Origin of the sequence: Pseudomonas coleopterorum, assembly GCF_900105555.1 — a bacterium.
In the GTDB taxonomy this organism is placed as follows: Bacteria; Pseudomonadota; Gammaproteobacteria; order Pseudomonadales; family Pseudomonadaceae; genus Aquipseudomonas; species Aquipseudomonas coleopterorum.
Window position 1 is genome coordinate 1,885,817 of record NZ_FNTZ01000001.1, and the last position, 19,667, is coordinate 1,905,483.

16 protein-coding genes and 2 pseudogenes are annotated in these 19,667 nt (G+C 61.3%); 8 read left to right on the forward strand and 10 right to left on the reverse strand.

Translation table 11 applies throughout. The features are described 5' to 3' along the window. Positions 1–10: 10 nt before the first annotated feature. A complete protein-coding gene (locus tag BLV18_RS08580) occupies positions 11–2,461 on the forward strand; it encodes a glycoside hydrolase family 65 protein (protein WP_244156824.1) in 2,451 nt (816 codons plus the stop codon). Positions 2,462–2,485: 24 nt separating this feature from the next. On the opposite strand, the gene BLV18_RS08585 is transcribed toward BLV18_RS08580, so the two are convergent. Next, on the reverse strand, positions 2,486–3,184 hold the full coding sequence (locus BLV18_RS08585; protein ID WP_090357757.1) for an SOS response-associated peptidase: 699 nt from the start codon (positions 3,182–3,184) through the stop codon (positions 2,486–2,488). A 95-nt stretch (positions 3,185–3,279) separates the two neighbouring features. On the opposite strand from BLV18_RS08585, the gene BLV18_RS08590 reads away from it, so the two are divergent. The 4 genes and pseudogenes from BLV18_RS08590 to BLV18_RS08605 all read left to right on the forward strand — a co-directional run bounded on the left by BLV18_RS08590 (position 3,280) and on the right by BLV18_RS08605 (position 5,731). Beyond that, the gene (locus tag BLV18_RS08590) at positions 3,280–3,708 is read left to right on the forward strand and encodes a LexA family protein (RefSeq protein ID WP_056842449.1); all 429 of its coding nucleotides are present in this window, start codon (positions 3,280–3,282) and stop codon (positions 3,706–3,708) included. Further along, a complete protein-coding gene (umuC, locus tag BLV18_RS08595; RefSeq protein WP_090357758.1) occupies positions 3,695–4,972 on the forward strand; it encodes a translesion error-prone DNA polymerase V subunit UmuC in 1,278 nt (425 codons plus the stop codon). The genes BLV18_RS08590 and umuC overlap by 14 nt, the downstream gene beginning before the upstream one ends. 167 nt (positions 4,973–5,139) lie before the next feature. Continuing rightward, positions 5,140–5,280: pseudogene (locus BLV18_RS08600) on the forward strand (Com family DNA-binding transcriptional regulator); the annotation flags it as partial. Between the two features lie 163 nt (positions 5,281–5,443). Next, a complete protein-coding gene (locus BLV18_RS08605; RefSeq protein WP_049860045.1) occupies positions 5,444–5,731 on the forward strand; it encodes a hypothetical protein in 288 nt (95 codons plus the stop codon). 56 nt (positions 5,732–5,787) lie between these two features. On the opposite strand, the gene BLV18_RS08610 is transcribed toward BLV18_RS08605, so the two are convergent. Together BLV18_RS08610 and norR are read right to left on the reverse strand one after the other, a co-directional pair. Further along, the gene (locus BLV18_RS08610; protein ID WP_139211013.1) at positions 5,788–6,729 is read right to left on the reverse strand and encodes a DMT family transporter; all 942 of its coding nucleotides are present in this window, start codon (positions 6,727–6,729) and stop codon (positions 5,788–5,790) included. Between the two features lie 297 nt (positions 6,730–7,026). Then, a complete protein-coding gene (gene norR, locus BLV18_RS08615) occupies positions 7,027–8,613 on the reverse strand; it encodes a nitric oxide reductase transcriptional regulator NorR (protein WP_090357761.1) in 1,587 nt (528 codons plus the stop codon). A gap of 124 nt (positions 8,614–8,737) precedes the next feature. Between norR and hmpA the strand changes: the two genes are divergently transcribed. Both hmpA and BLV18_RS08625 read left to right on the forward strand, forming a co-directional pair. Continuing rightward, entirely contained in the window at positions 8,738–9,925 is a 1,188-nt protein-coding gene (gene hmpA / locus BLV18_RS08620) for an NO-inducible flavohemoprotein (RefSeq protein ID WP_090357762.1), read from the forward strand. A 60-nt stretch (positions 9,926–9,985) separates the two neighbouring features. Further along, on the forward strand, positions 9,986–11,068 hold the full coding sequence (locus BLV18_RS08625; RefSeq protein WP_090357763.1) for an NAD(P)H-dependent flavin oxidoreductase: 1,083 nt from the start codon (positions 9,986–9,988) through the stop codon (positions 11,066–11,068). Between the two features lie 43 nt (positions 11,069–11,111). Here BLV18_RS08625 and BLV18_RS08630 read toward each other — a convergent pair whose 3' ends face one another. Both BLV18_RS08630 and BLV18_RS08635 read right to left on the reverse strand, forming a co-directional pair. Beyond that, positions 11,112–12,149: an LLM class flavin-dependent oxidoreductase gene (locus tag BLV18_RS08630; RefSeq protein ID WP_090357764.1), complete on the reverse strand. Its 1,038-nt coding sequence runs from the start codon at positions 12,147–12,149 to the stop codon at positions 11,112–11,114. Between the two features lie 83 nt (positions 12,150–12,232). Further along, positions 12,233–12,718, reverse strand: a complete 486-nt coding sequence (locus BLV18_RS08635; RefSeq protein WP_049860051.1) for a flavin reductase family protein — start codon at positions 12,716–12,718, stop codon at positions 12,233–12,235. 238 nt (positions 12,719–12,956) lie between these two features. On the opposite strand from BLV18_RS08635, the gene BLV18_RS08640 reads away from it, so the two are divergent. Next, positions 12,957–14,360, forward strand: a complete 1,404-nt coding sequence (locus BLV18_RS08640; RefSeq protein ID WP_090357765.1) for a purine-cytosine permease family protein — start codon at positions 12,957–12,959, stop codon at positions 14,358–14,360. An 86-nt stretch (positions 14,361–14,446) separates the two neighbouring features. Here the strand turns inward: BLV18_RS08640 and BLV18_RS08645 are convergent, their stop codons facing one another. The 5 genes and pseudogenes from BLV18_RS08645 to ribBA all read right to left on the reverse strand — a co-directional run bounded on the left by BLV18_RS08645 (position 14,447) and on the right by ribBA (position 19,621). Next, positions 14,447–15,604, reverse strand: a complete 1,158-nt coding sequence (locus BLV18_RS08645; protein WP_090357766.1) for an ABC transporter ATP-binding protein — start codon at positions 15,602–15,604, stop codon at positions 14,447–14,449. A gap of 9 nt (positions 15,605–15,613) precedes the next feature. Next, positions 15,614–16,423, reverse strand: a complete 810-nt coding sequence (locus BLV18_RS08650; protein ID WP_049860054.1) for an ABC transporter permease — start codon at positions 16,421–16,423, stop codon at positions 15,614–15,616. Positions 16,424–16,429: 6 nt separating this feature from the next. Next, positions 16,430–17,367, reverse strand: a pseudogene (locus BLV18_RS08655) (ABC transporter permease). Continuing rightward, a complete protein-coding gene (locus BLV18_RS08660; protein ID WP_090357767.1) occupies positions 17,352–18,377 on the reverse strand; it encodes an ABC transporter substrate-binding protein in 1,026 nt (341 codons plus the stop codon). The pseudogene BLV18_RS08655 and the gene BLV18_RS08660 overlap by 16 nt, the downstream one beginning before the upstream one ends. 119 nt (positions 18,378–18,496) lie before the next feature. Continuing rightward, on the reverse strand, positions 18,497–19,621 hold the full coding sequence (ribBA, locus tag BLV18_RS08665; RefSeq protein ID WP_090357768.1) for a bifunctional 3,4-dihydroxy-2-butanone-4-phosphate synthase/GTP cyclohydrolase II: 1,125 nt from the start codon (positions 19,619–19,621) through the stop codon (positions 18,497–18,499). Between the last annotated feature and the right edge of the window lie 46 nt (positions 19,622–19,667).

Consider the following 19,667-nt stretch of genomic DNA (forward strand, 5'->3'; position numbering starts at 1 on the left):
GTCTGCATTGATGACTATCGACGCCTGCACACTCGAGGAATCCTTGCATGACGCCCACGCCGGTTACCGCTGTTTCCCTGCTGCACGCCCGTGGACCACGCCGATGACGGATCGAGCGACCCACTCACTGGCCTTCGACCATTTCGAACTCGACGACGAGCAGCGCCGCGAAGCGCTGTTCACCTTGGCCAACGGAGTGATCTCGTGGCGCGCATGTTCGCCCGAAGCCTGCGCCGTGCCGCGTCCAGAGGGGCATTACCCCGGCCTCTACCGTGCAGGCTGGTACGACGATGCCGCGCGCCAGGTCAACGGCACCACCACCCATATTGCGGCCTTGGTCAATCTGCCCGACCCCTTTGGCCTGACCTTTTCGCTGAACGAGCAGCCATGGTTCGAGCTTGCCGAAGACACCTTGCGCAGCTATTACCAGCACGTCGACATGCAGCGCGGTGTACTGACCCGTCGGCTGTCGTTCCTGCTGGGCGGAACACCGGTCGAGCTGGTAGAGACCCGCTTCGTCAGCCTGGCCAATGCGCAACTGGCGGTGCTGCGCTGGGAGCTGCACGCGCAGAAACCGCTGACCGGCCTGCGCGTACGTGCGACGCTGGACAACAGCCGCGGCAACTACCTGATCGAGCGCGACCGCGACTACGAAGGCCGACGCCTGCGCAGCCATCGCTGGGAGCACCTGCCCGACGGCCGGGCAGGGGTGGTGGCGACCCTTGAGGACCCTTCGCGTAAGGTAGCGGTGGCCGTGCAGACCGTAGCACCGTGCCAGTGGCAGGGTCAGGTGGTGGACGATCGCCTGGTGCAGGAGGGTACGGTGGAGTGGCCCGAGCAAGGCCCGCTGGTGCTGGAAAAGCGCGTGATCGTGCAGGTCGATGACGAATTCCATGGCCTGTCCAGCAGCATGGCGGCATTGCCCGATGCCCCCTATGCAGCGTTACTGACCGCCCACGAACAGGCATGGCAAGACACCTGGGAATACGGACGCATCCGCGTGGCCGATCCGGCTGTGGATCATCCGCTGCAGTTCGCCGGATGGCATATCCAGCAAACGGTTTCGCCTTTGAGCATCGGCCGTGACCTGGGCTTTCCAGCGCGCGGCTGGCAGGAAGGCTATTTCGGCCAGGTGTTCTGGGACGAATTGTTCGCCTTTCCACTGTTCGCCACGCACCGTCCGGAACTGGCCAGTTCACTGCTCGACTACCGCCACACACGCCTGCCGGCCGCGCGGCGTCGGGCGGCCCGATTGGGCTACGGCGGTGCCATGTTTCCCTGGCGCAGCGCCCACGACGGCGAAGAGCAGACCCAGCCGTTCCAGTACTACCCGCTTTCCGGCCACTGGGTGCCCGACCCCACGCACTTGCAGCGCCACATCGGCTCAGCCGTGGCCTACGACGCCTGGACGCTCTACCTGGCGACCGGCGACGAGCAGCAACTGGCCGGCAAGATCGGCGATCTGATCATCGAAGTCGCGCGTTACTGGGCCAGCGTGGCTCGCTATGACGAGTCTCGGCAACGCTATGTCATCGAAGGTGTGATCGGTCCCGACGAGTACCACAACGCCTATCCCCATGCCGAACAACCGGGCCTGGACAACAACGCCTACACCAACCTGATGGCCGTCTGGACCCTGTGCCGCGCGCTGGACGTGCTACAGCGGTTGCCCACCATCCTGCGCGAGGACCTCGTCGAGCGCCTGGCGCTGCGCCCTGACGAGGCATCGCACTGGGAGCATGTCAGCCGCAACATGTTCCTGCCGTTCACCGCCGATGGCGTGCTCGACCAGTTCGAAGGCTTCGACAGGCTGCAGCCCGCGCCGGACGAGTGGAAGCGCGAAGACAATCCGCGCCTGGACTGGATGCTCGAAGCCCGGGGCGATCACTGCGACCACTATCAGGTGAGCAAGCAGGCCGACACCCTGATGCTGTTCTACCTGCTGTCACAGGATCAGTTGCAGGCGCTATTCGACCGTTTGCGTTACCCATTCGACAGCGACATCGCGCGGCGGACCATGGACTATCACCTGGGCCACGTCTTCCACGAATCCAGCCTGTCGAAAACCGTCTGCGCCGGTGCGCTGGCCCACACCGACAGCGACGCTTCGTGGACGTACTACCAGCATTGCCTGCGCACCGACCTGGACGCCAAGTCCGACAGCGGAGTCCGCGAGGGCGTGCACCTGGCGGCAATGTCCGGCGCGCTGGACGTGGTGCAGCGGCATTACCTGGGCGTGTGTCCGGCGGTGGAAGGGTTGCGGGTGTTTCCGGCGCCACCGCCTGGCTTGGGCGACGTCAGTCTCGCCGTGCAGTTTCATGGGCAATGGGTAGACGTGACGCGGGTCGATGAAGTGATCACCGTGCACCTGCGTGCGCTGTCGACCCAGGCGATCACCTTGATTCACGCGCTGGGCACGGAACAGCTCGAACCCGGTTCGTCGGTCAACGTCATCGGCTGAGTTCAGTGCGCGGCGAGTACGGCTTCAGGACGCCTCATCGATCGGCGCAATCAGCTCGGCACCCTGATTGCGCACATTGCCAACCGCCTTGCCCACCGCGTGCCATCGAAAGTCGGCCACCGGCCGGCCTTCGTGCTGGGCGATCTCGATACTGCGCTCGCCACTCAGGTCGGCTTCCAGCCACTCCTGTGCCTGCTCCGGCGCCAGCACCACCGGGCGGCGGTCGTGGATGTCGACCATGCCTTCATTGCTGGCATCGGTGATGATCACGAAACCATCGCCTTCACCGGGCTCAAGCCCCGGCGTGACCTGAGCGAGGGCGGCGAAGAACATCGGCTTGTCGTCCGCAAGATGAATGAACCAGGGTTGTTTCTTCTTCGGGTCACCGGCGTCCTTGACCCACTCATACCAACCATTGGCCGGTATCAGCACGCGCCCGTTGGGCCACAGCTGCTTGAAGAACTTTCCGGTCGCGACCGTCTCGACCCGCGCGTTGATTGGGGCAGGGCGCTTGCCCTGGGCCCAGAACGGCGCCCAGCCCCACTTCACCGAATCGATCGACAGGCCCTGCTCGGTGCCCTGCAACACCATGGCCCGCTGCGTTGGCGCGATGTTGTAGCGCGCCTGCGGCTGCGGGTCGACATAACTGATGACCTGCTGACGCGGAGCCAATTCGCGCAGATAGACGTCCATCGCTTCATACATCGAGTAGCGACCACACATGGTGTTCTCCGTCAGATTGTCGCTGTCTCTTGTTGACCTCCAAGGTCGTACAAAGTTAACTGTATATTCGTACAGTATCAATACCAGGCAATCCCATGATCACTATTCTTGGCCCGCTCGCTCCGGGCAGCACCGCGCATCCGCTGTATTCATTCAAGGTCCCGGCCGGTTTTCCTTCGCCCGCCGCCGACCATATGGAGCAGCGCATTTCGCTGGATGAACTGCTGGAGATCCGCGCACCGCACATCTACCTGGTGCGCATCCAGGGCGACAGTATGCAGGGTGCGGGGATCTTCTGCGGCGACCTGGTGATCGTGGACCGCTCGATCGAGGCCGAACATGGCCATGTCGTTATCGCCGCGGTGAACAGCGAACCCATGTGCAAGCGCCTGCACAAGCGCGGTCGCGAGGTGATCCTCAAGTCGGCCAATCGCGAGTACCCGCCGCGCTACATCATGGAAGGCGACGAGCTGTTGATCTGGGGCGTGGTGACCTTCAGCGTACGTGCCCATGAAAAGGAATGAACCGGTCTTCGCGCTAATCGACTGCAACAGCTTCTACGCCAGTTGCGAACGGGTGTTTCGCCCGGATCTGGCCAGGACGCCGATCGTGGTGCTGTCCAACAACGATGGCTGCGTGATTGCCCGATCGGCCGAGGCCAAGGCGCTGGTGAAGATGGCGTCGCCGTATTTCCAGATCAAGGACTTGCTGCGCCAGCACGGCATCGTGGCCTTTTCCTCCAACTACGCGCTGTACGGCGACATCAGCGAACGGGTGATGTGCATCATCGAGTCCATGGTGCCCGCGCTGGAGGTCTACAGCATCGACGAAGCGTTCGCCGACCTCACCGGCATGCACCAGGACCTGGATGCACTGGGCCGCGACATTCGCGAACAGGTCTACCGGCGCACCGGCATACCGGTAGGGGTTGGGATTGCCGGCACCAAGACCTTGGCCAAACTGGCCAACCATGCCGCGAAGAAATGGCACAAACAGCTGGGCGGGGTGCTGGACCTGCGCGAAGCCGGTCGCCGTGATCGCCTGTTGAAGGTCACCCCGGTGAGCGACGTCTGGGGCATCGGCCGCAAGATGAGCGCACACCTGCAGGGCATGAACATCGCCACCGCCTGGGACCTGAGCTGCGCTGATCCTGCGCTATTGCGCAGCCGATTCAGCGTGGTGATCGAAAAGACCGCCCGCGAACTGGGCGGCACACCGTGCTTGGCGCTCGAAGACCCCGATCCACCCAAGCAGGAAATCTGCTGCAGCCGAATGTTCGGCAAGCGCCTGACCGAGATCGCCCCGATCCGCGAGGCGGTGGCCAGCTATGTGATGCGGGCCTCGGAGAAGCTGCGCGCGCAACGTTCGTTGTGTCGGCAACTGCGTGTGAGCATCCGCACCGGCATGCTCAACCCATTGGAAGCCAAGTACGCCAATGGCGTGGTGGTGCAACTGCCGTACCCCACCGACGATGTACGCCTGTTGACCAAGGCAGCGGTGCAGGGCCTGGAATTCATCTTTCGCAGCGGCTTCACCTACAGCAAGGCCGAAATACTCCTGCTGGGCCTGTGCCAGCGCGGCGAGTTCACCGACGACTTGTTCGCCAGCGCCCAACCGGCCACCGCCGAACGCCTGATGCAGGTGCTCGACGCGGTCAACGGTCGCTGGGGCAGGGGGACTTTGCGTCCGGCGGCAGTGCCGACCAACCCGGACTGGGGCATGCCACGGGAGATGATGAGCCAGAGCTATACGACGCAGATCGAGCAGTTGTGGACGGTCAGGGGGTGAGTGTTCCGCCGTCGGGGCTGAGCATGGGCACATCCTCATCGGCACGATGAACAGCGAACCCATGTGCAGGCAACAACACCAACGTTGACCCACAACCAGGGACGAAAGGTGACGTGTCATGCCGGGATTAGACAACGACCGGTTGTGGCTATTTATTCCTGCGATCCACACAGCTCCAGATCAAGTGCTCTCGATGTGGAGTGCTGAATCATGTAAGGGCCTTGAGCTCCGAGCTATCGCCTTTGAGCGACATTCAAGCGAAATCATATCTGACGGTGGATGGCAATTTGACGGGTATTGCACGTTGAAGCCAGATGCATATGATGCAGACCATAGCAACCGAACGTACATGCAGGAAAAGCTCACCGATTTCCTTAGGTTTTGGGGCGATAGATTTGGGTGCAATAACTATCTGATCGTCATAGAAGGCAGTCAGAAAATCAGCTTCAGTGGTCGAAAATAAGGAGTCCTATGCGCCAAGGTATCTTCATCGGTGCTGCATTGCTAGCAGCATTAGCTGGCTGTGATGATAGCGGCGATATGTTTTGCCCTGACAAAGGTCAGGATTTTTTTGATCAGTCCGTCAAGGCTTACTTCACAAAACACCCACCTGTAGAAGGCATTGAGAACGTCAAAGTTCTGTCAGGTGCCACTTACGACACTGCGACCAATTGGTGGGTGGTCCCTGTAGACGTAGGCGAGGATAAGTGGAACGCGCTATTGAGCTGTGACGGGCATTTGGAGCTGTCTGGTCGATAGTCATTCTAAACCATGGTGTTTGATGGTACCCGCCTGAGAGTGCCTGTACTTGGATTTTAGTGCGGTATCTGCTGTGGCCAGCTTCTAGCCTTTATGGGTGGAGTCTCCTTGGAAACCCATGCAGGCCGCACTATATTCACGATCAACGCGCTGGCAAGAATGAGGGCAAAGCCAATGATTGTGCTGGCTGAAGGTTTTTCACCAAAATAGGTCATGGCCAACACGACAGAAATGACAGGTGAAAATAAAGTCACGTAGCTTGCGTATTCGGCGCCCTGAAGTTTTATCAGGTAGAACCAGATATAAAAAACGATCGCGCCCCCAACGATGCCCATAAACAAAATCGCCGCAGCAGCAGATAACGATAAGCTTCCAGGAAACGCCATGATTTCGGTGGGCCAATCTAGAAATAGCGGGGACACCAGGAAGGTGCAAAAGCAACCGAAGGCGACCTGCCAGAATACCTTCACCCGAAAATCTATATCAGTCTTCAATCGCTGGGCGATGAGGGAGCCGATCGACCAGGAGAGGGCGCTTGACAGGACGATCAAGTGGCTTGAAGAAAATTCAAGTTTTCCGATAATCAACCAGATGCCTATTGAGCAGAACGTCAGTGAAGCAATGGAAAAACCATCGAGTTTACGATTGAGTATCATCGCAAAAAAAGAGGTAAAGCAAGGCATTGTATAGATTAGGGAAGTGGAGTCGAAAATGCTTAGGTGCTCCAATGCTATGTTGTTTAAAACCGGAACGAGAAAAACGTTTGGAATTGCGATAATGAAAAGCTTTAGATAAAGCATGGCGTCTAAGGTGGTGCTGAGGGCATTCACAGGTTTCCAAAATACGGCGTAGAGGAAAAGAACACTGATAAAAGCGCATGCCAATCGGAATGGCCAAGCGCCCAAGGCCTGAACACCAATCTTTGAAACCGGCAAGCCAGCGCCCCAGATCAGCGCCATGACAGCTATAAGGAACACGCTTTTTTGAAAGGGCGACATTATCTGATTAACCACAACGAGCAATGAGGGCGATCCGGTTTTGAGCCGGGGGCGCCGTTACCATTGAAGAAAGCTGCTGAATTTTCTGCTGCGTTGGTGTTTATAGGGTACGGGCCAGCGGTTCGTTTTTTTGTTTTGCATCGAGTTGTTTCTCCAGGCTCCAGAGTCGGTTCTCGATTTTTACTAAATCTTTGATTTGACGAGGAAGTCCTGTCAAGTTCAGTCATTGCACAGCAGTAGCATGAGTTCGCGATAGCTCGCTCGATGCTCAGCAATGAGCATGGGTTGAAGCTTGTGCTACACACGCTGAACGCTGACACCCAGCCGTGCCGCAAGCCTTGCCAGATTGGCTCGGTCCAGGCCAAGGCTTCTGGCGGCCGCAGTGACATTGCCTCGATGCTGGATCAATGCGCCTTCCAGAAGCTCTCTCTTGTAATCATCCACGGCGGCCTTGTAGTCGACAGGCGCAGACCGAGTGGGGTCAGGCGACTCAGGGAGTTCTGCTTTGAGTGTTGTCGTCGCAGCCGGCAGGTCGAAGTCGTCTGCCATCAGGACGAGCATGTCTTTACGGGCTGAACCTGAAACTCGCTTTTTCGCCTTCAGCACGGCCCTGGCGATCTGGTGTTCCAACTCGCGAACATTGCCGGGCCACACGTAGTGACCGAGCGCCTGTTTGGCGGGGGCAGCGAACCTGACCGGAGGCAGTGCCATGCGGTACCGGTTTTCCTCGGCGAACGCGCCGGCCAATAGAAGAATATCCTCCTTGCGCTCTCGCAGCGGCGGCACGCGCAGCGGATACACCGTCAGGCGATGATAGAGGTCGGCGCGAAAGCGGCCGGTTCGAACCTCTTCAGCCAGGTCTCGGTTGCTCGCGGCCAGCAGCCGGATATCGACCACATGGGAGCGGTCGGACCCTACGCGCTGTATATCACCGCCTTGCAGCACCCGAAGCAGCTTGGCCTGCACCGACAGCGGCAGTTCGCCGATCTCGTCGAGGAACAGCGTGCCCCCACTGGCCATCTCGAATTTGCCCAGGCGATTCTCGACGGCGCCTGAGAACGCGCCTTTGACATGCCCGAACAGTTCGCTTTCGACAAGGTGTTCCGGCAAGGCGGCGCAGTTGACGCTGATCATCGGCTTGTCGGCGCGGTGAGAGTGGCTGTGGAGCCGACGCGCCACCAGTTCTTTGCCGACGCCTGTTTCACCGGTGATGAGAACGGTCAGTTCACTGGGCGCCACCAGGTCGATTTCCCCCAGCAACTGTTTGAATGCCTCGCTGGTGCCGATCATCCGCTGAGGCCCGCCCTGGTGGGCCAGTCGGTAGGCATCGGCGCGCTTGCGTTCACCCTCGAGAGCGCGCATCAGTTGGTCGAAATGCCCGGCGGCGACCACTGTCGCGGCGGCCAAACGCGCGAACGTTTCCACCGTCTGCAGATCGTCTGCGGAGAATTGACCCACCTTCAACGCGTCCAGGGTCAGGACACCCCAAATCTTTTCGTTGATGCGCAGGGCGCAACCCATGCAGTCGTGCACCGGCAACGTGCTGGCGCCGATAAGGCCGTCGTAGGGGTCTGGATAAGGGCAGTCGGGCGGAAAAAGTATCGCGCCCGGTGCCTCGATGATGGCTTTCAAGCGCGGGTGGCTGTCCACCGGGTACCGTCGGGCCATGGCATCGACCGCAAGTCCATGGGCGGCCTCGGGGATCAGCACGTGATCTTCAAGACGCAGGATAGCGACGGCATCGGTCGGCACCAGCTCCCGTAGCGCATCGAGTACACGCTGGTAACGATGTTCTGCGCTGATCTCGGCCGTGAGGTCACCCAGCAGGGGTAGAAGCGCCCGGAGCGCGCGTGATGACTGAGTCGAAATGACCTTATCTTTCATGGTTGAGTCTTTTTAACCGAGTCGAAACGACTCTTGAAAACCAGTGGTAGCCTGATTTCATTGGGTTTTTTTGATGGCATGACGGTTGCTTTGACGATATCACTAATCGGCATCCGGAGTTCACATGCTCACTCAAGCTCAGCGCGACATCATCAAGGCAACCATCCCGCTCCTGGAAACGGGGGGTGAGGCATTGGCGACCCATTTCTACACCATCATGCTGGACGGTCATCCAGAGGTTAGACCGTTGTTCAACCAGGCGCATCAGGCGAGCGGATCGCAACCTCGGGCGCTGGCCAACGGCGTGCTGATGTATGCCCGCAATATCGACCGCCTGGAAAACCTGGGACCGTTGGCAAGCCAGATCGTCAACAAGCACGTCGCGCTGCAAATCCTTCCGGAGCACTACCCGATCGTGGGTGCCTGCCTGTTGCGCGCGATTCGTGAAGTGCTGGGTGAAGACATCGCCACCGATGAAGTGATAGCCGCGTGGGGGGCAGCCTATCAACAGCTCGCCGACCTGCTGATCGGTGCCGAAGAACAGGTGTACGAAAGCGTTGCCGCAGCACCGGGCGGGTGGCGCGGTGGGCGCTTGTTCCGGGTCGCCTGCAAAGTGCCTGAAAGCAGTGAGATCACGTCGTTCTACCTGGAGCCGGTCGATGGCAAACCGGTCATCGCGCACAAACCGGGGCAATACATCAGCCTGCGTCTGAACATCGAGGGGACCGAGTACCGTCGCAGTTACTCGCTGTCGGCGCCATCCTCAGGGGTGGGACTGCGCATCAGTGTGAAGCGCGAGCCCACTGGCGTGGCCTCCAATTATCTGCACGATCAGGTCATCGCCGGATCGGTGCTCGAGCTGTTTCCACCCTCGGGCAACTTCACGCTGGCTGAAGGTACCAAGCCATTGGTGCTGATCAGCGGCGGGGTGGGTATCACGCCGACGATCGCCATGGCCGAGACCGCGCTGCAGGCAGGTGAGCGTCCAGTCGTCTTCATCCACTACGCAAGAAATGCCCAGGCTCAAGCGTTCAAGGACTTGCTTTGCGAGTGGTCGCAACGCTTTCCGCAATTCAAGGCCTACATCGTATATAACCAAGCCAGTGCCGACTCAGGAGCACAGCCCGATGCTGTCGGCATGCCTTCGATAGAGCAGCTGCAACAATGGATGCCCGCAGACCGAGACGTCGAAGCCTATTTTCTGGGCCCCAAGCCGTTCATGGCGTTCATGAAGCGCAGCCTGCATGAAATGGGCGTGCCGGACGGCCAGGCGCATTATGAGTTTTTCGGACCAGCAGAAAAGCTGGCCTAGTACTGGTCAGGTCAGGTTGGATCGCGAACCCGCACGACCAATCGAGAGGAGGGATAAGAAATGCCAAAACCCGACAGGCTGTCCGAGTGGGGAATAACGCACCCTATCATTCAAGCGCCCATGGTAGGTGTCTCGACGCCGCAATTGGCAGCGGCCGTTTCCAACGCTGGCGCGTTGGGCTCCATCGGTCTGGGCGCCAGTACGCCAGAGCAGGGGCGGGAGCTCATTCGGCAGACCAGGGCGCTGACCGGCAACCCCTTTAACGTCAATATGTTTTGCCATCGCCCTGCGGTGTTCGATCACGCCAGAAACGAGGCGTGGCTGAAGCATCTTGTGAGTTTTTTTGCCGAGTTCGAGAGTGTGCCGCCAACGGTCCTGAAGGAAATCTACAAAAGCTTTGTCGACGACCGCGCGATGCTTGAAATGCTCGTCGAAGAGAAGCCCGCTGTCGTCAGCTTTCATTTTGGCGCGCCGCCTGCGCAGTGGATCGAAGAACTCAAGTCGGCGGGCATCTACACCATGGGTTGTGCAACCACGTTGTCCGAAGCCCGGCAGCTTGAGCAGGCCGGGGCTCAGGTGATCGTTGCGCAGGGCTATGAAGCCGGCGGGCATCGCGGCGTGTTCGATGATGCGTTCGGTAAAGACCAGCAGATGGGGCTGTTTGCGTTGTTGCGCATTATCGTCGCAGCGGTGGATCTGCCAGTCATCGCTGCAGGCGGGATCATGGAAGGGGCTGGAATCAATGCAGCGATGATGCTTGGCGCCAGCGCCTGTCAGTTGGGAACGGCGTTCATCCTGTGCCCGGAGTCCTGTGCAACGCCAGCGCATCGAGAAGCGTTGAAAGGTCCTAAGGCCCATCAGACCCGGGTGACCAGCTACCTGTCCGGCCGCCCGGCCCGGGGCATTGAGAATCGCCTGTACCTGGAGTCCGGGGCCGACAGGATTCCTCTGCCAGCCGAGTATCCGCTGGCCTACGACGCTGCCAAAGCCTTGCATGGGGCGGCCAGCGCCAAGGGCTGCCACGACTTTGCTGCACAGTGGGCGGGGCAGGGTGCACCGCTGGCCAGGGAGCTACCTGCACAGAGGCTTGTGCAGGTGCTTGTCGAAGAAATGCAGGCCGCCTCTCGCTTTAGTCACTCATGAAAAAACCGGGCAAGTGCCCGGTGCTTTCATTGACGCTTCAAGGCTATCGGAACGCCGGCACCACCTCATTGATGAACAGCTCCAGCGATTTCTTCTTTTCGGCATGGGGCAGGCTGTTGTCGCACCAGAAGCTGAACTCGTCGACGCCCAACTCCTGGTAATGCTTGATGCGCGCGATAACCTGCTCGGGTGTGCCGATCATGGTGTTCTTGCGGATGTTCTCCAGTTCGAACTCCGGGCGCTCGGCGAACTTGGATTCCGGGCTGGGTTCCAGGAAACCGTTGACCGGAGTGGTCTTGTTGCCGAACCAGGCATCGAAGGTGCGGTAGAACCGCGAGATCGCCGTAGCGCCGACCTTCCAGCCTTCGGGGTCGTCGTTACCGTGAACATGGGTGTGACGCAGCACCATCAATTGCGGGCGCGGTACGGTCGGGTTGTTGGCCAGGGCCGCTTCGAACTTGTTCTTCAGATCGACCACTTCCTCGTCGCCCTTCATCAGCGGCGTGACCATGACGTTGCAACCATTGGCGACCGCGAAGTTGTGCGAGTCGGGGTCGCGCGCAGCGATCCACATCGGTGGCGTCCTGACCGGCTTCGGCACGCTGGTGGAGGTGGGAAATTTCCAGATATCGCCGTCATGGGCGTAGTCGCCTTCCCACAACTTGCGCACCACCGGCACCATCTCGCGCAGTGCGTTACCGCCGCTGCTGGCGGGCATGCCACCGGCCATGCGATCGAACTCTACCTGGTAGGCGCCGCGAGCCAGACCGACTTCCATGCGTCCGTTGCTGATCACGTCCAGCAGGGCGCATTCACCAGCAACTCGCAGCGGGTGCCAGAACGGCGCGATGATGGTGCCGGCGCCCAGGTGAATGGTCGTGGTCTTGCCGGCCAGGTAGGCCAGCAGCGGCATGGGGCTGGGGGAAATGGTGTACTCCATGGCGTGGTGTTCGCCGATCCACACCGTGCTGAACCCGCCTTCTTCGGCCATCAGGGTCAGCTCGGTCAGGTCTTCGAAAAGCTGGCGGTGGCTGGTCTTCTCGTCCCAGCGCTCCATGTGCACGAACAGCGAAAATTTCATCTTGCCTACCTCGGATCTGTTGGCGGTGGTTCGTCCCGGCCAGGGGCGTGCCGTGGCCCGGACAGTCAATGGCGTGGGATATGTCAGGCGAACGTGGGCAGGGCACCCATTTTTCCGCGGCAATAGACCAACGGGGTTTGCGGGGCGCTGGGCACCAGCAGATTCTTGACCGCGCCGACCATGATCGCGTGATCGCCGCCTTCGTATTCCCGCCACAGTTCGCACTCGATGACCGCGATGGCGTTGTCGAGGACCGGATTGCCCAGCGCGCTCAGGCTCCATGCGATGCCATCGGCCTTGTTCTTGCCCTTGCTGGCGAAGGCGTAGGCTTCGGCTTGCTGGTCGCTGGAGAGCAGATGGATGGCGAAGCGCTTGCTGCGAATCAGATGAGGATAGGAGTCGGCCTTGTAGTTGGGGCAGAACAACACGAGGGCCGGATCGATGGACAGCGAACTGAAGGCGCTGGCGGTCATGCCCACGAGCTGGCCTTGATCGTCCAGCGTGGTGATCACGGTCACGCCAGAGGGGAACGAGCCCATGACTTGTTTGTAGATTTCGGCATCGATCATCAAAGGTACCTCGGGTTTGTTCGAATATTTATTGGTCTGATGGTATACCAAAGAATTGTTTGTGCAACCCTCAATTTCAGAGCTTCGCCGCGGTCCGGGTGGTCTTTTGAAACAGGTTAGGGTCAGACGCTCGCTTGCGTTTTCTTGGTATACCGTAATATGGTTTGTCTATCAGAAACGGGTTGCGCCTGATGACCCGGATTCCTACAAGAACAACAACAGACTCGAGTGAAAACCTATGTCCGAGCGTTCATCGCAAGACCCATTGATCGAGAGCCATACCGTCGAGCAGGTCCCCCACGCCGAGCGCCATGGGCGGGCTCGGGACCTCTTCACGCTGTGGTTCAGCACCAACATCGCGCCGTTGCCGATCGTCACCGGCGCCATGGTGGTCCAGGTCTTCCACCTCAATCTCGTCTGGGGGTTGCTGGCCATCGTGTTGGGGCATTGCCTGGGGGGTGTGGTCATTGCCCTGTCCTCGGCGCAGGGGCCAAGGCTGGGTATACCGCAGATGGTCCAGAGTCGAGGGCAATTCGGTCGGTTCGGCGCGCTGTTGATCGTGTTCTTCGCTGCGTTGATCTACGTTGGTTTCTTCATCTCCAACATCGTGCTGGCCGGGAAATCGATCCACGCCATGGTCGAGCCGATTTCATTGCCTCTGGGCAGCCTCATCGGCGCCCTGGCCGCGACCGCCATCGGCGTGCTCGGCTACCGCTTCATTCACACCTTGAACCGGATCGGCACCTGGGTCATGGGCGGCGCGCTGCTCGCCGGCTTCGCCTTCGTGTTCAGTCAGCCGCTGCCGGTCGATTTCCTGACCCGAGGCGGATTCACCCTGGCAGGATTCATCGCCACGGTGTCGCTGGGGGTGATCTGGCAGGTCAGTTTTTCGCCTTATGTATCGGACTACTCCCGCTACCTGCCCAGCGATATCGGCATCGCCAAGCCGTTCTGGGCCACCTACGCCGGTGCCACGCTGGGCACCATCCTGTCGTTCAGCTTCGGCGCCGTAGTGGTGCTGGCAACCCCGCCAGGCACCGAAGCGATGACTGCGGTTGAGCAGGCGACCGGCGTGCTGGGCCCCGTGCTGATGTTGCTGTTCCTGCTCAACATCATCAGCCACAACGCGCTGAACCTGTACGGTGCGGTACTGGCCATCGTCACCGCCGTGCAGACGTTCATCGCCCACTGGACGCCGAGTGTGAAGGTGCGCATCGTGCTGTCGGCGCTGGTGTTGAGCGGGTGCTGTGTGGTGGCGGTGGGCGCGTCGGGCGACTTCATCCAAGACTTCATCGGCTTGATCCTGGCGCTGCTGCTGGTACTGGTGCCGTGGGCCTGCATCAACCTGATCGACTTCTACCTGATCAAGTACGGCGACTACGACATCGAGTCGATCTTTGCAGCCGATGGCGGCCAGTACGGCCGCTTCAATTGGCACGCGATCATCGCCTACGCCTGTGGCATCGCTGTGCAGTTGCCATTCGCCAACACCGCGTTGTATGTCGGTCCCTATGCCCATCTGGTCGAAGGCGCGGACCTGTCCTGGCTGGTGGGCATCGTGGTCACCGGTCCGCTGTTCTACTGCCTGGCGACCCGTAAGCAGCAACGTGCCGAACGACTGCGGGCCGGATACGCCAAGTAGCGCTGGCTACCCGGCGATCAGTTGCAAAAAGGCCCCGATCGTTCGGGGCCTTTTGCGTTGCGGCGATTGCTGGGTGTGTCGACAGATCAGTGTGCGCCGGCCGCCTTGTTCAGATCGCCTTCTTCCCAGTGCGTGTACACGCAAGCGTCTGCCGCTGCCCAGCGCACCTGGACCTGCTCACCGGCCTGCAGGGGCATACCGGCCGCTGACAAGGCTTTGACCGTCATCGCCGTACCGCCGCGGGTGACAACGCTGCAGGTCTGGCTTTCACCCAGGAACAGGGTCTCGGTGACGGTGGCCGGAATCTGGTTCCAGCCTGGCAATAGCGGTTGCTCTGCCGCCTGGGCAACGCTCAAGGCCTGGGCCTTCTCCGGACGTACCATCAGCAGCACCTGCTGCCCGACATTGGCGCCGGGGGTCAGGCGCATGCCCAGGCTGGCGCCTTCGAAGGTGGCGGAACCGTTGCTGGTGGTGGTCAGCTTGAGAAAGTTGGAATTGCCCAGGAACGACGCGACGAAGGCATTGGGCGGGTTCTGGTAGAGGTCGTAGCCGCTGCCCAGTCCGACGATCTTGCCGTGGCTGAAGATGGCGATGCGTTGCGACAGGCGCATAGCTTCTTCCTGGTCATGGGTCACGTAGACGATGGTGATGCCCAGGCGTCGGTGCAACTGCCGCAGTTCGTCCTGCAGGTCTTCGCGCAGCTTCTTGTCCAAGGCGCCCAGCGGCTCATCCATCAGGAGGATGCGCGGCTCGTAGACCAGCGCACGGGCGATGGCCACCCGTTGCTGCTGGCCACCGGACAGCTGCGCCGGGCGGCGGTGGGCGAAGGCCTCCAGTTGCACCAGCTTGAGCATCGCATCGACCTTGCGGTCGCGTTCGGCGCGGCTCAGTTTGCGGATGTCCAATGGGAAAGCAATATTGTCGCGCACCGACAGGTGCGGAAACAGCGAGTAGCGCTGGAACACCATGCCGATCCCGCGCTTGTGCGGCGGCACGTTCACCAGTGACTGGCCGCCGACCAGAATTTCTCCGGAGCTGGGCGTCTCGAACCCGGCCAGCATCGACAGCGTGGTGCTCTTGCCCGAGCCGCTGGAGCCGAGGAAGGTCAGAAACTCACCGTCCTTGATGTCCAGGTCGATATTGTCGACGGCGGCGAAGTCGCCATAGTGACGGTTCAAGCCGCGCAGGCTGACCAGGGTGTCGCCGGCCTGCACGGCCTGTTGTTGTTTGATCACTGCACTCATGTCCAGCTCCTAGGCGTTGACGGGGTTACGGCGACGAATGATTTCGGCGACCACCATGACCAGCACCGACAGGGCGATCAGCAGCGTCGAGGCGACGGCGATCACCGGCGTCAGGTCCTGGCGCAGGGTGGTCCACATTTTCACGGGCAGGGTCTGCAGGGTCGGGCTGGCCATCATCACGCTGAGCACCACCTCGTCCCACGAGACCAGGAACGCGAACAGGCCACCGGCCACCATGCCCGGCCGAATCGCCGGGAAGGTGACCTTGAAGATCGCCTGCAGGCGCGACGCGCCGCAGATCACCGCGGCATCCTCGATGGACTGGTCGAACAGTTTCAGCGAGTTGATGATCGAGATGATGGTGAAGGGCAGGGCGACGATCACGTGGCTGACCACGAAGGAGAACAGCGTGCCGGTGTAGCCCAGCTTGAGGAACAGCGCGTACACGGCCACGGCGATGATCACCAGCGGCACGATCATCGGCAGGGTGAACAACGCATACAGCAGCTCGCGCCCCGGAAATTTGCCGCGCACCAGTGCAAAGGCCGTGGGCAGGCCCAGCAGCACGGCGAAGACAGTGGTGAGCGCTGCGACTTTCAGACTCGACCAGGCCGCCGCCATCCACTCCGGGTTGGCGAAGAACTGCAGGTACCATTTGGTAGTCCAGCCCGGAGGTGGAAACACCAGCCATTGGGACGAGCCGAACGACAGCAGCACGATGAAGACGATCGGCAGCAGCAGGAACAGGCCGATCGCAGCTGTGGTGAGGTACAGGCCGACGCGCAGGCGCCGGCTCATGGCATTGGGGGTAAGAAGCATGATGACTTACCTCGAATTGCTGGCGCCAACCGGGGATTCCGGTTGCAGCTTCAGGTAGAAATAGAACAGCACCAGGGTGATCAGCACCAATAGCGCCGCAGCGGCACTGGCCAGGCCCCAATTGAGGAACGATTGCACCTGTTGCACGATGAACTCGGGCAGCATCATGTTCTGTGCCCCCCCAGCAGGGCCGGGGTGACGTAGTAACCCAGCGACATGACGAACACCATCAAGGCGCCGGAGAACAGCCCCGAGCGGCACAGCGGCAGGAACACCCGAAAGAAGTTAGTCCAGGGGCTGGCGCCGCAGATGGCACCGGCCTGCAGCACCATGGGGTCGATCGCTTGCATGGTCGCCTGCAGCGGCAGCACGATGAACGGGATCATGATGTAGCTCATGCCGATCACCACGCCGGTGAGGTTGTGCACCATCTCCAGCGGCTGGTCGATGATGCCCAGCGCCATGAGCAGCTTGTTGACCACCCCCGACGCCTGGAGCAATACCAGCCAGGAATAGGTGCGCGCCAGCAGGCTGGTCCACATCGACAGCAGCACGATGCTGAAGATCCAGCGGCCCCAGCCGCGCGGAACCAGGGTGATCACCCACGCAAGGGGAAAGCCCAGCAACACGCTGAACAGGGTCACCAGCCCGGCCACCGAGAAGGTGTTGAACAACACCCTGGCGTAGGCCGAGTTGGCGAACAGCTCACGGTAGTTGTCCAGCCCCGGCGTCGGTTCCAGCACGCCGCGCACCAGCAGGCCGATGAGTGGAGCGAAGAAGAACAGGCCAAGGAACAACAGCGCCGGCAGCAGGTTGCCCGAACCCCGCCAGCGCTGAATCAGGCTCGCTCGTGGCTGGACCGCATGCAGTGCACCGGGGCCGCCGGCGGCGCCCCCGGTGCTGCCCAGAGCGGAGGGCGAGGACAGCTTCACTTGACCAGCCATTCGTTCCACCGTGTCGCGATAGAGGGACCATTCTTGGCCCAGTAGGCGAAGTCCAGAGTGATCTGGTCGTCGACGTGCGCGGTCGACAGGTTGGGTGCCAGGACGGAGTCGAGGCGCTGCACGCTTTCGGTGTTGACCGGCGCGTAGGCCGTCAGGTTGGAAAAGTCGGCCTGGCCCTTGGCGCTGGTGGCGTTGGCCACGAAGCGCATGGCAGCCTCCTTGTTCTTCGAACCCTTGGGCACGACGAGGAAGTCGGCCATGGCCAGGTTCTGCTTCCAGCTCACACCCACGGGGGCGCCGTCTTGTTGCAGGGCGTAAACACGACCGTTCCAGAACTGACCCATGGCGACTTCACCGGACGCCAGCAATTGCTGGGACTGCGCGCCGCCGCCCCACCAGACGATGTCCTTCTTGATCGAGTCGAGCTTCTTGAAGGCCCGGTCCAGGTCCAGCGGATAGAGCTTGTCGGCAGCGACGCCGTCGGCCAGCAGGGCGATCTCCAGCACGCCTGGGCTGGGCCACTTGTACAGCGCGCGTTTGCCGGGGTAGGTCTTGGTGTCGAACAGCGCGGTCCAGTCCTGCGGCTTGCCGGCGGCGACCTTGCCTTCGTTGAAGCCCAGTACGAAGGAGAAGTAGAACGAGCCCACGCCGTAGTCCGAGACGAAGCGCGGGTCGAGCTTGCTGCGGTCGATGACCTTGAAGTCCATGGGTTCGAGCAGACCCTCGCTGGCCGCGCGCAGCGCGAAGTCGGCTTCCACGTCGACCACGTCCCACTGCACGTTGCCGCTCTCGACCATGGCCTTGAGTTTGCCGTAGTCGGTCGGGCCGTCCATGACCACCGCCGTGCCGCTGCTCTTGCTGAACGGATCGGCCCACGACGACTTCTGCGCGTCCTGGGTAGTGCCGCCCCAACTGACGAAACTCAGTGTCCCGGCCGCCACGGCAGTGCCTGCCGTGAATGCCAGGGTCGCCGCAGCCAACGCCGCTATCGCACGTTTCTTGAATACCATCGTGTACGCCCTCTTTTGTCATTGTTTGAGCGGGCTGTTTCCACACCCGCGTATCGGGAGCAGTCAGGTCGTGAAGACCTGGTGGATCGATTGCCTCAGGGGCCGTTGCCGTTCAAGGCTCAGCCCTCAGTGGTTGTCGCGTGAAACGGTATGCTTTCGACCACTTCCAGGTCGTAGCCGGTCAGGCCTGCGTACTTGAGCGGCGGGCCCAGGTGGCGCAGTTTGCCGACGCCCAGGTCCTGCAGGATCTGCGCGCCGGTGCCGACTTCCGAATAGATGCGGGTCTGGGTGCGTGAATAGGGGCGCACCGGCTGGGTCAGGTGCGGGACGCGCTCCAGCAGGGCCTGGGACGATTCATGATTGGCCAGCACTACCACCACACCCGCGCCATGCTCGGCGACTTTTTCCAGCGCGGCCCACAGCGTCCAGTTGGCCGGGCCGGTGTACTCGGCGCCGACCAGGTCGCGCAGCGGATCGATGACGTGCACGCGCACCAGCGTCGGTTCATCGCGGCGGATGTCGCCCATGACCATGGCCATGTGCACGCCGCCCTGAATGCGGTCTTCGTAGCTGACCAGGCGGAACGTACCGTGCACCGTAGGCAGTTCGCGTTCGCCCATGCGGGTGACCGTGTGTTCGTTGCTCAGGCGGTAGTGGATGAGGTCGGCGATGGTGCCGATCTTGATGCCATGGCGAGCGGCGAACAGTTCCAGGTCCGGACGGCGGGCCATGGTGCCGTCATCCTTCATGACTTCGACGATCACCGAGGCGGGCGTGAAACCGGCCAGGCGGGCCAGGTCGCAGCCGGCCTCGGTATGCCCCGCGCGGGTCAGCACACCGCCTTCACGGGCGCGCAGGGGGAAGATGTGGCCTGGCTGCACCAGGTCGGCGGCGCCGGCCCGTGGCGCTACCGCAGCGGCGACCGTACGGGCGCGATCGGCGGCGGAAATGCCGGTGGTGACGCCACTGGCCGCTTCGATGGACACCGTGAACGCCGTGCCGAAACCGCTGCCGTTGCTGGGGACCATCTGCTCCAGGCCCAGCCGCTGGCAGCGTTCGTCGGTGAGGGTGAGGCAGATCAGGCCCCGGGCTTCGCGGGCCATGAAGCTGATCGCTTCGGCCGTGCAGCAGTCGGCGGCAAGCAGCAGGTCGCCTTCGTTTTCGCGGTCCTCGTCGTCCACCAGCAACACCATCTTGCCTTGGCGAAAGTCCTCGATGATTTCTTCGATGCTGTTGAACGCCATGCCTGCACTCTCTTTTACGGGCTCTTTCTTTACGGGCTCTTTGATA

Excerpts from the sequence above, each read along its gene's own strand:
- BLV18_RS08645 (WP_090357766.1), bottom strand. The coding sequence starts at position 15,604 with ATGAGTGCAGTGATCAAACAACAACAGGCCGTGCAGGCCGGCGACACC.
- BLV18_RS08605 (WP_049860045.1), top strand. The coding sequence starts at position 5,444 with ATGCGCCAAGGTATCTTCATCGGTGCTGCATTGCTAGCAGCATTAGCT.
- BLV18_RS08640 (WP_090357765.1), top strand. The coding sequence starts at position 12,957 with ATGTCCGAGCGTTCATCGCAAGACCCATTGATCGAGAGCCATACCGTC.
- BLV18_RS08630 (WP_090357764.1), bottom strand. The coding sequence starts at position 12,149 with ATGAAATTTTCGCTGTTCGTGCACATGGAGCGCTGGGACGAGAAGACC.
- BLV18_RS08590 (WP_056842449.1), top strand. The coding sequence starts at position 3,280 with ATGATCACTATTCTTGGCCCGCTCGCTCCGGGCAGCACCGCGCATCCG.
- umuC (WP_090357758.1), top strand. The coding sequence starts at position 3,695 with ATGAAAAGGAATGAACCGGTCTTCGCGCTAATCGACTGCAACAGCTTC.
- BLV18_RS08650 (WP_049860054.1), bottom strand. The coding sequence starts at position 16,423 with ATGCTTCTTACCCCCAATGCCATGAGCCGGCGCCTGCGCGTCGGCCTG.
- BLV18_RS08585 (WP_090357757.1), bottom strand. The coding sequence starts at position 3,184 with ATGTGTGGTCGCTACTCGATGTATGAAGCGATGGACGTCTATCTGCGC.
- BLV18_RS08610 (WP_139211013.1), bottom strand. The coding sequence starts at position 6,729 with ATGTCGCCCTTTCAAAAAAGCGTGTTCCTTATAGCTGTCATGGCGCTG.
- hmpA (WP_090357762.1), top strand. The coding sequence starts at position 8,738 with ATGCTCACTCAAGCTCAGCGCGACATCATCAAGGCAACCATCCCGCTC.
- BLV18_RS08635 (WP_049860051.1), bottom strand. The coding sequence starts at position 12,718 with ATGATCGATGCCGAAATCTACAAACAAGTCATGGGCTCGTTCCCCTCT.
- norR (WP_090357761.1), bottom strand. The coding sequence starts at position 8,613 with ATGAAAGATAAGGTCATTTCGACTCAGTCATCACGCGCGCTCCGGGCG.
- BLV18_RS08660 (WP_090357767.1), bottom strand. The coding sequence starts at position 18,377 with ATGGTATTCAAGAAACGTGCGATAGCGGCGTTGGCTGCGGCGACCCTG.
- BLV18_RS08580 (WP_244156824.1), top strand. The coding sequence starts at position 11 with ATGACTATCGACGCCTGCACACTCGAGGAATCCTTGCATGACGCCCAC.
- ribBA (WP_090357768.1), bottom strand. The coding sequence starts at position 19,621 with ATGGCGTTCAACAGCATCGAAGAAATCATCGAGGACTTTCGCCAAGGC.
- BLV18_RS08625 (WP_090357763.1), top strand. The coding sequence starts at position 9,986 with ATGCCAAAACCCGACAGGCTGTCCGAGTGGGGAATAACGCACCCTATC.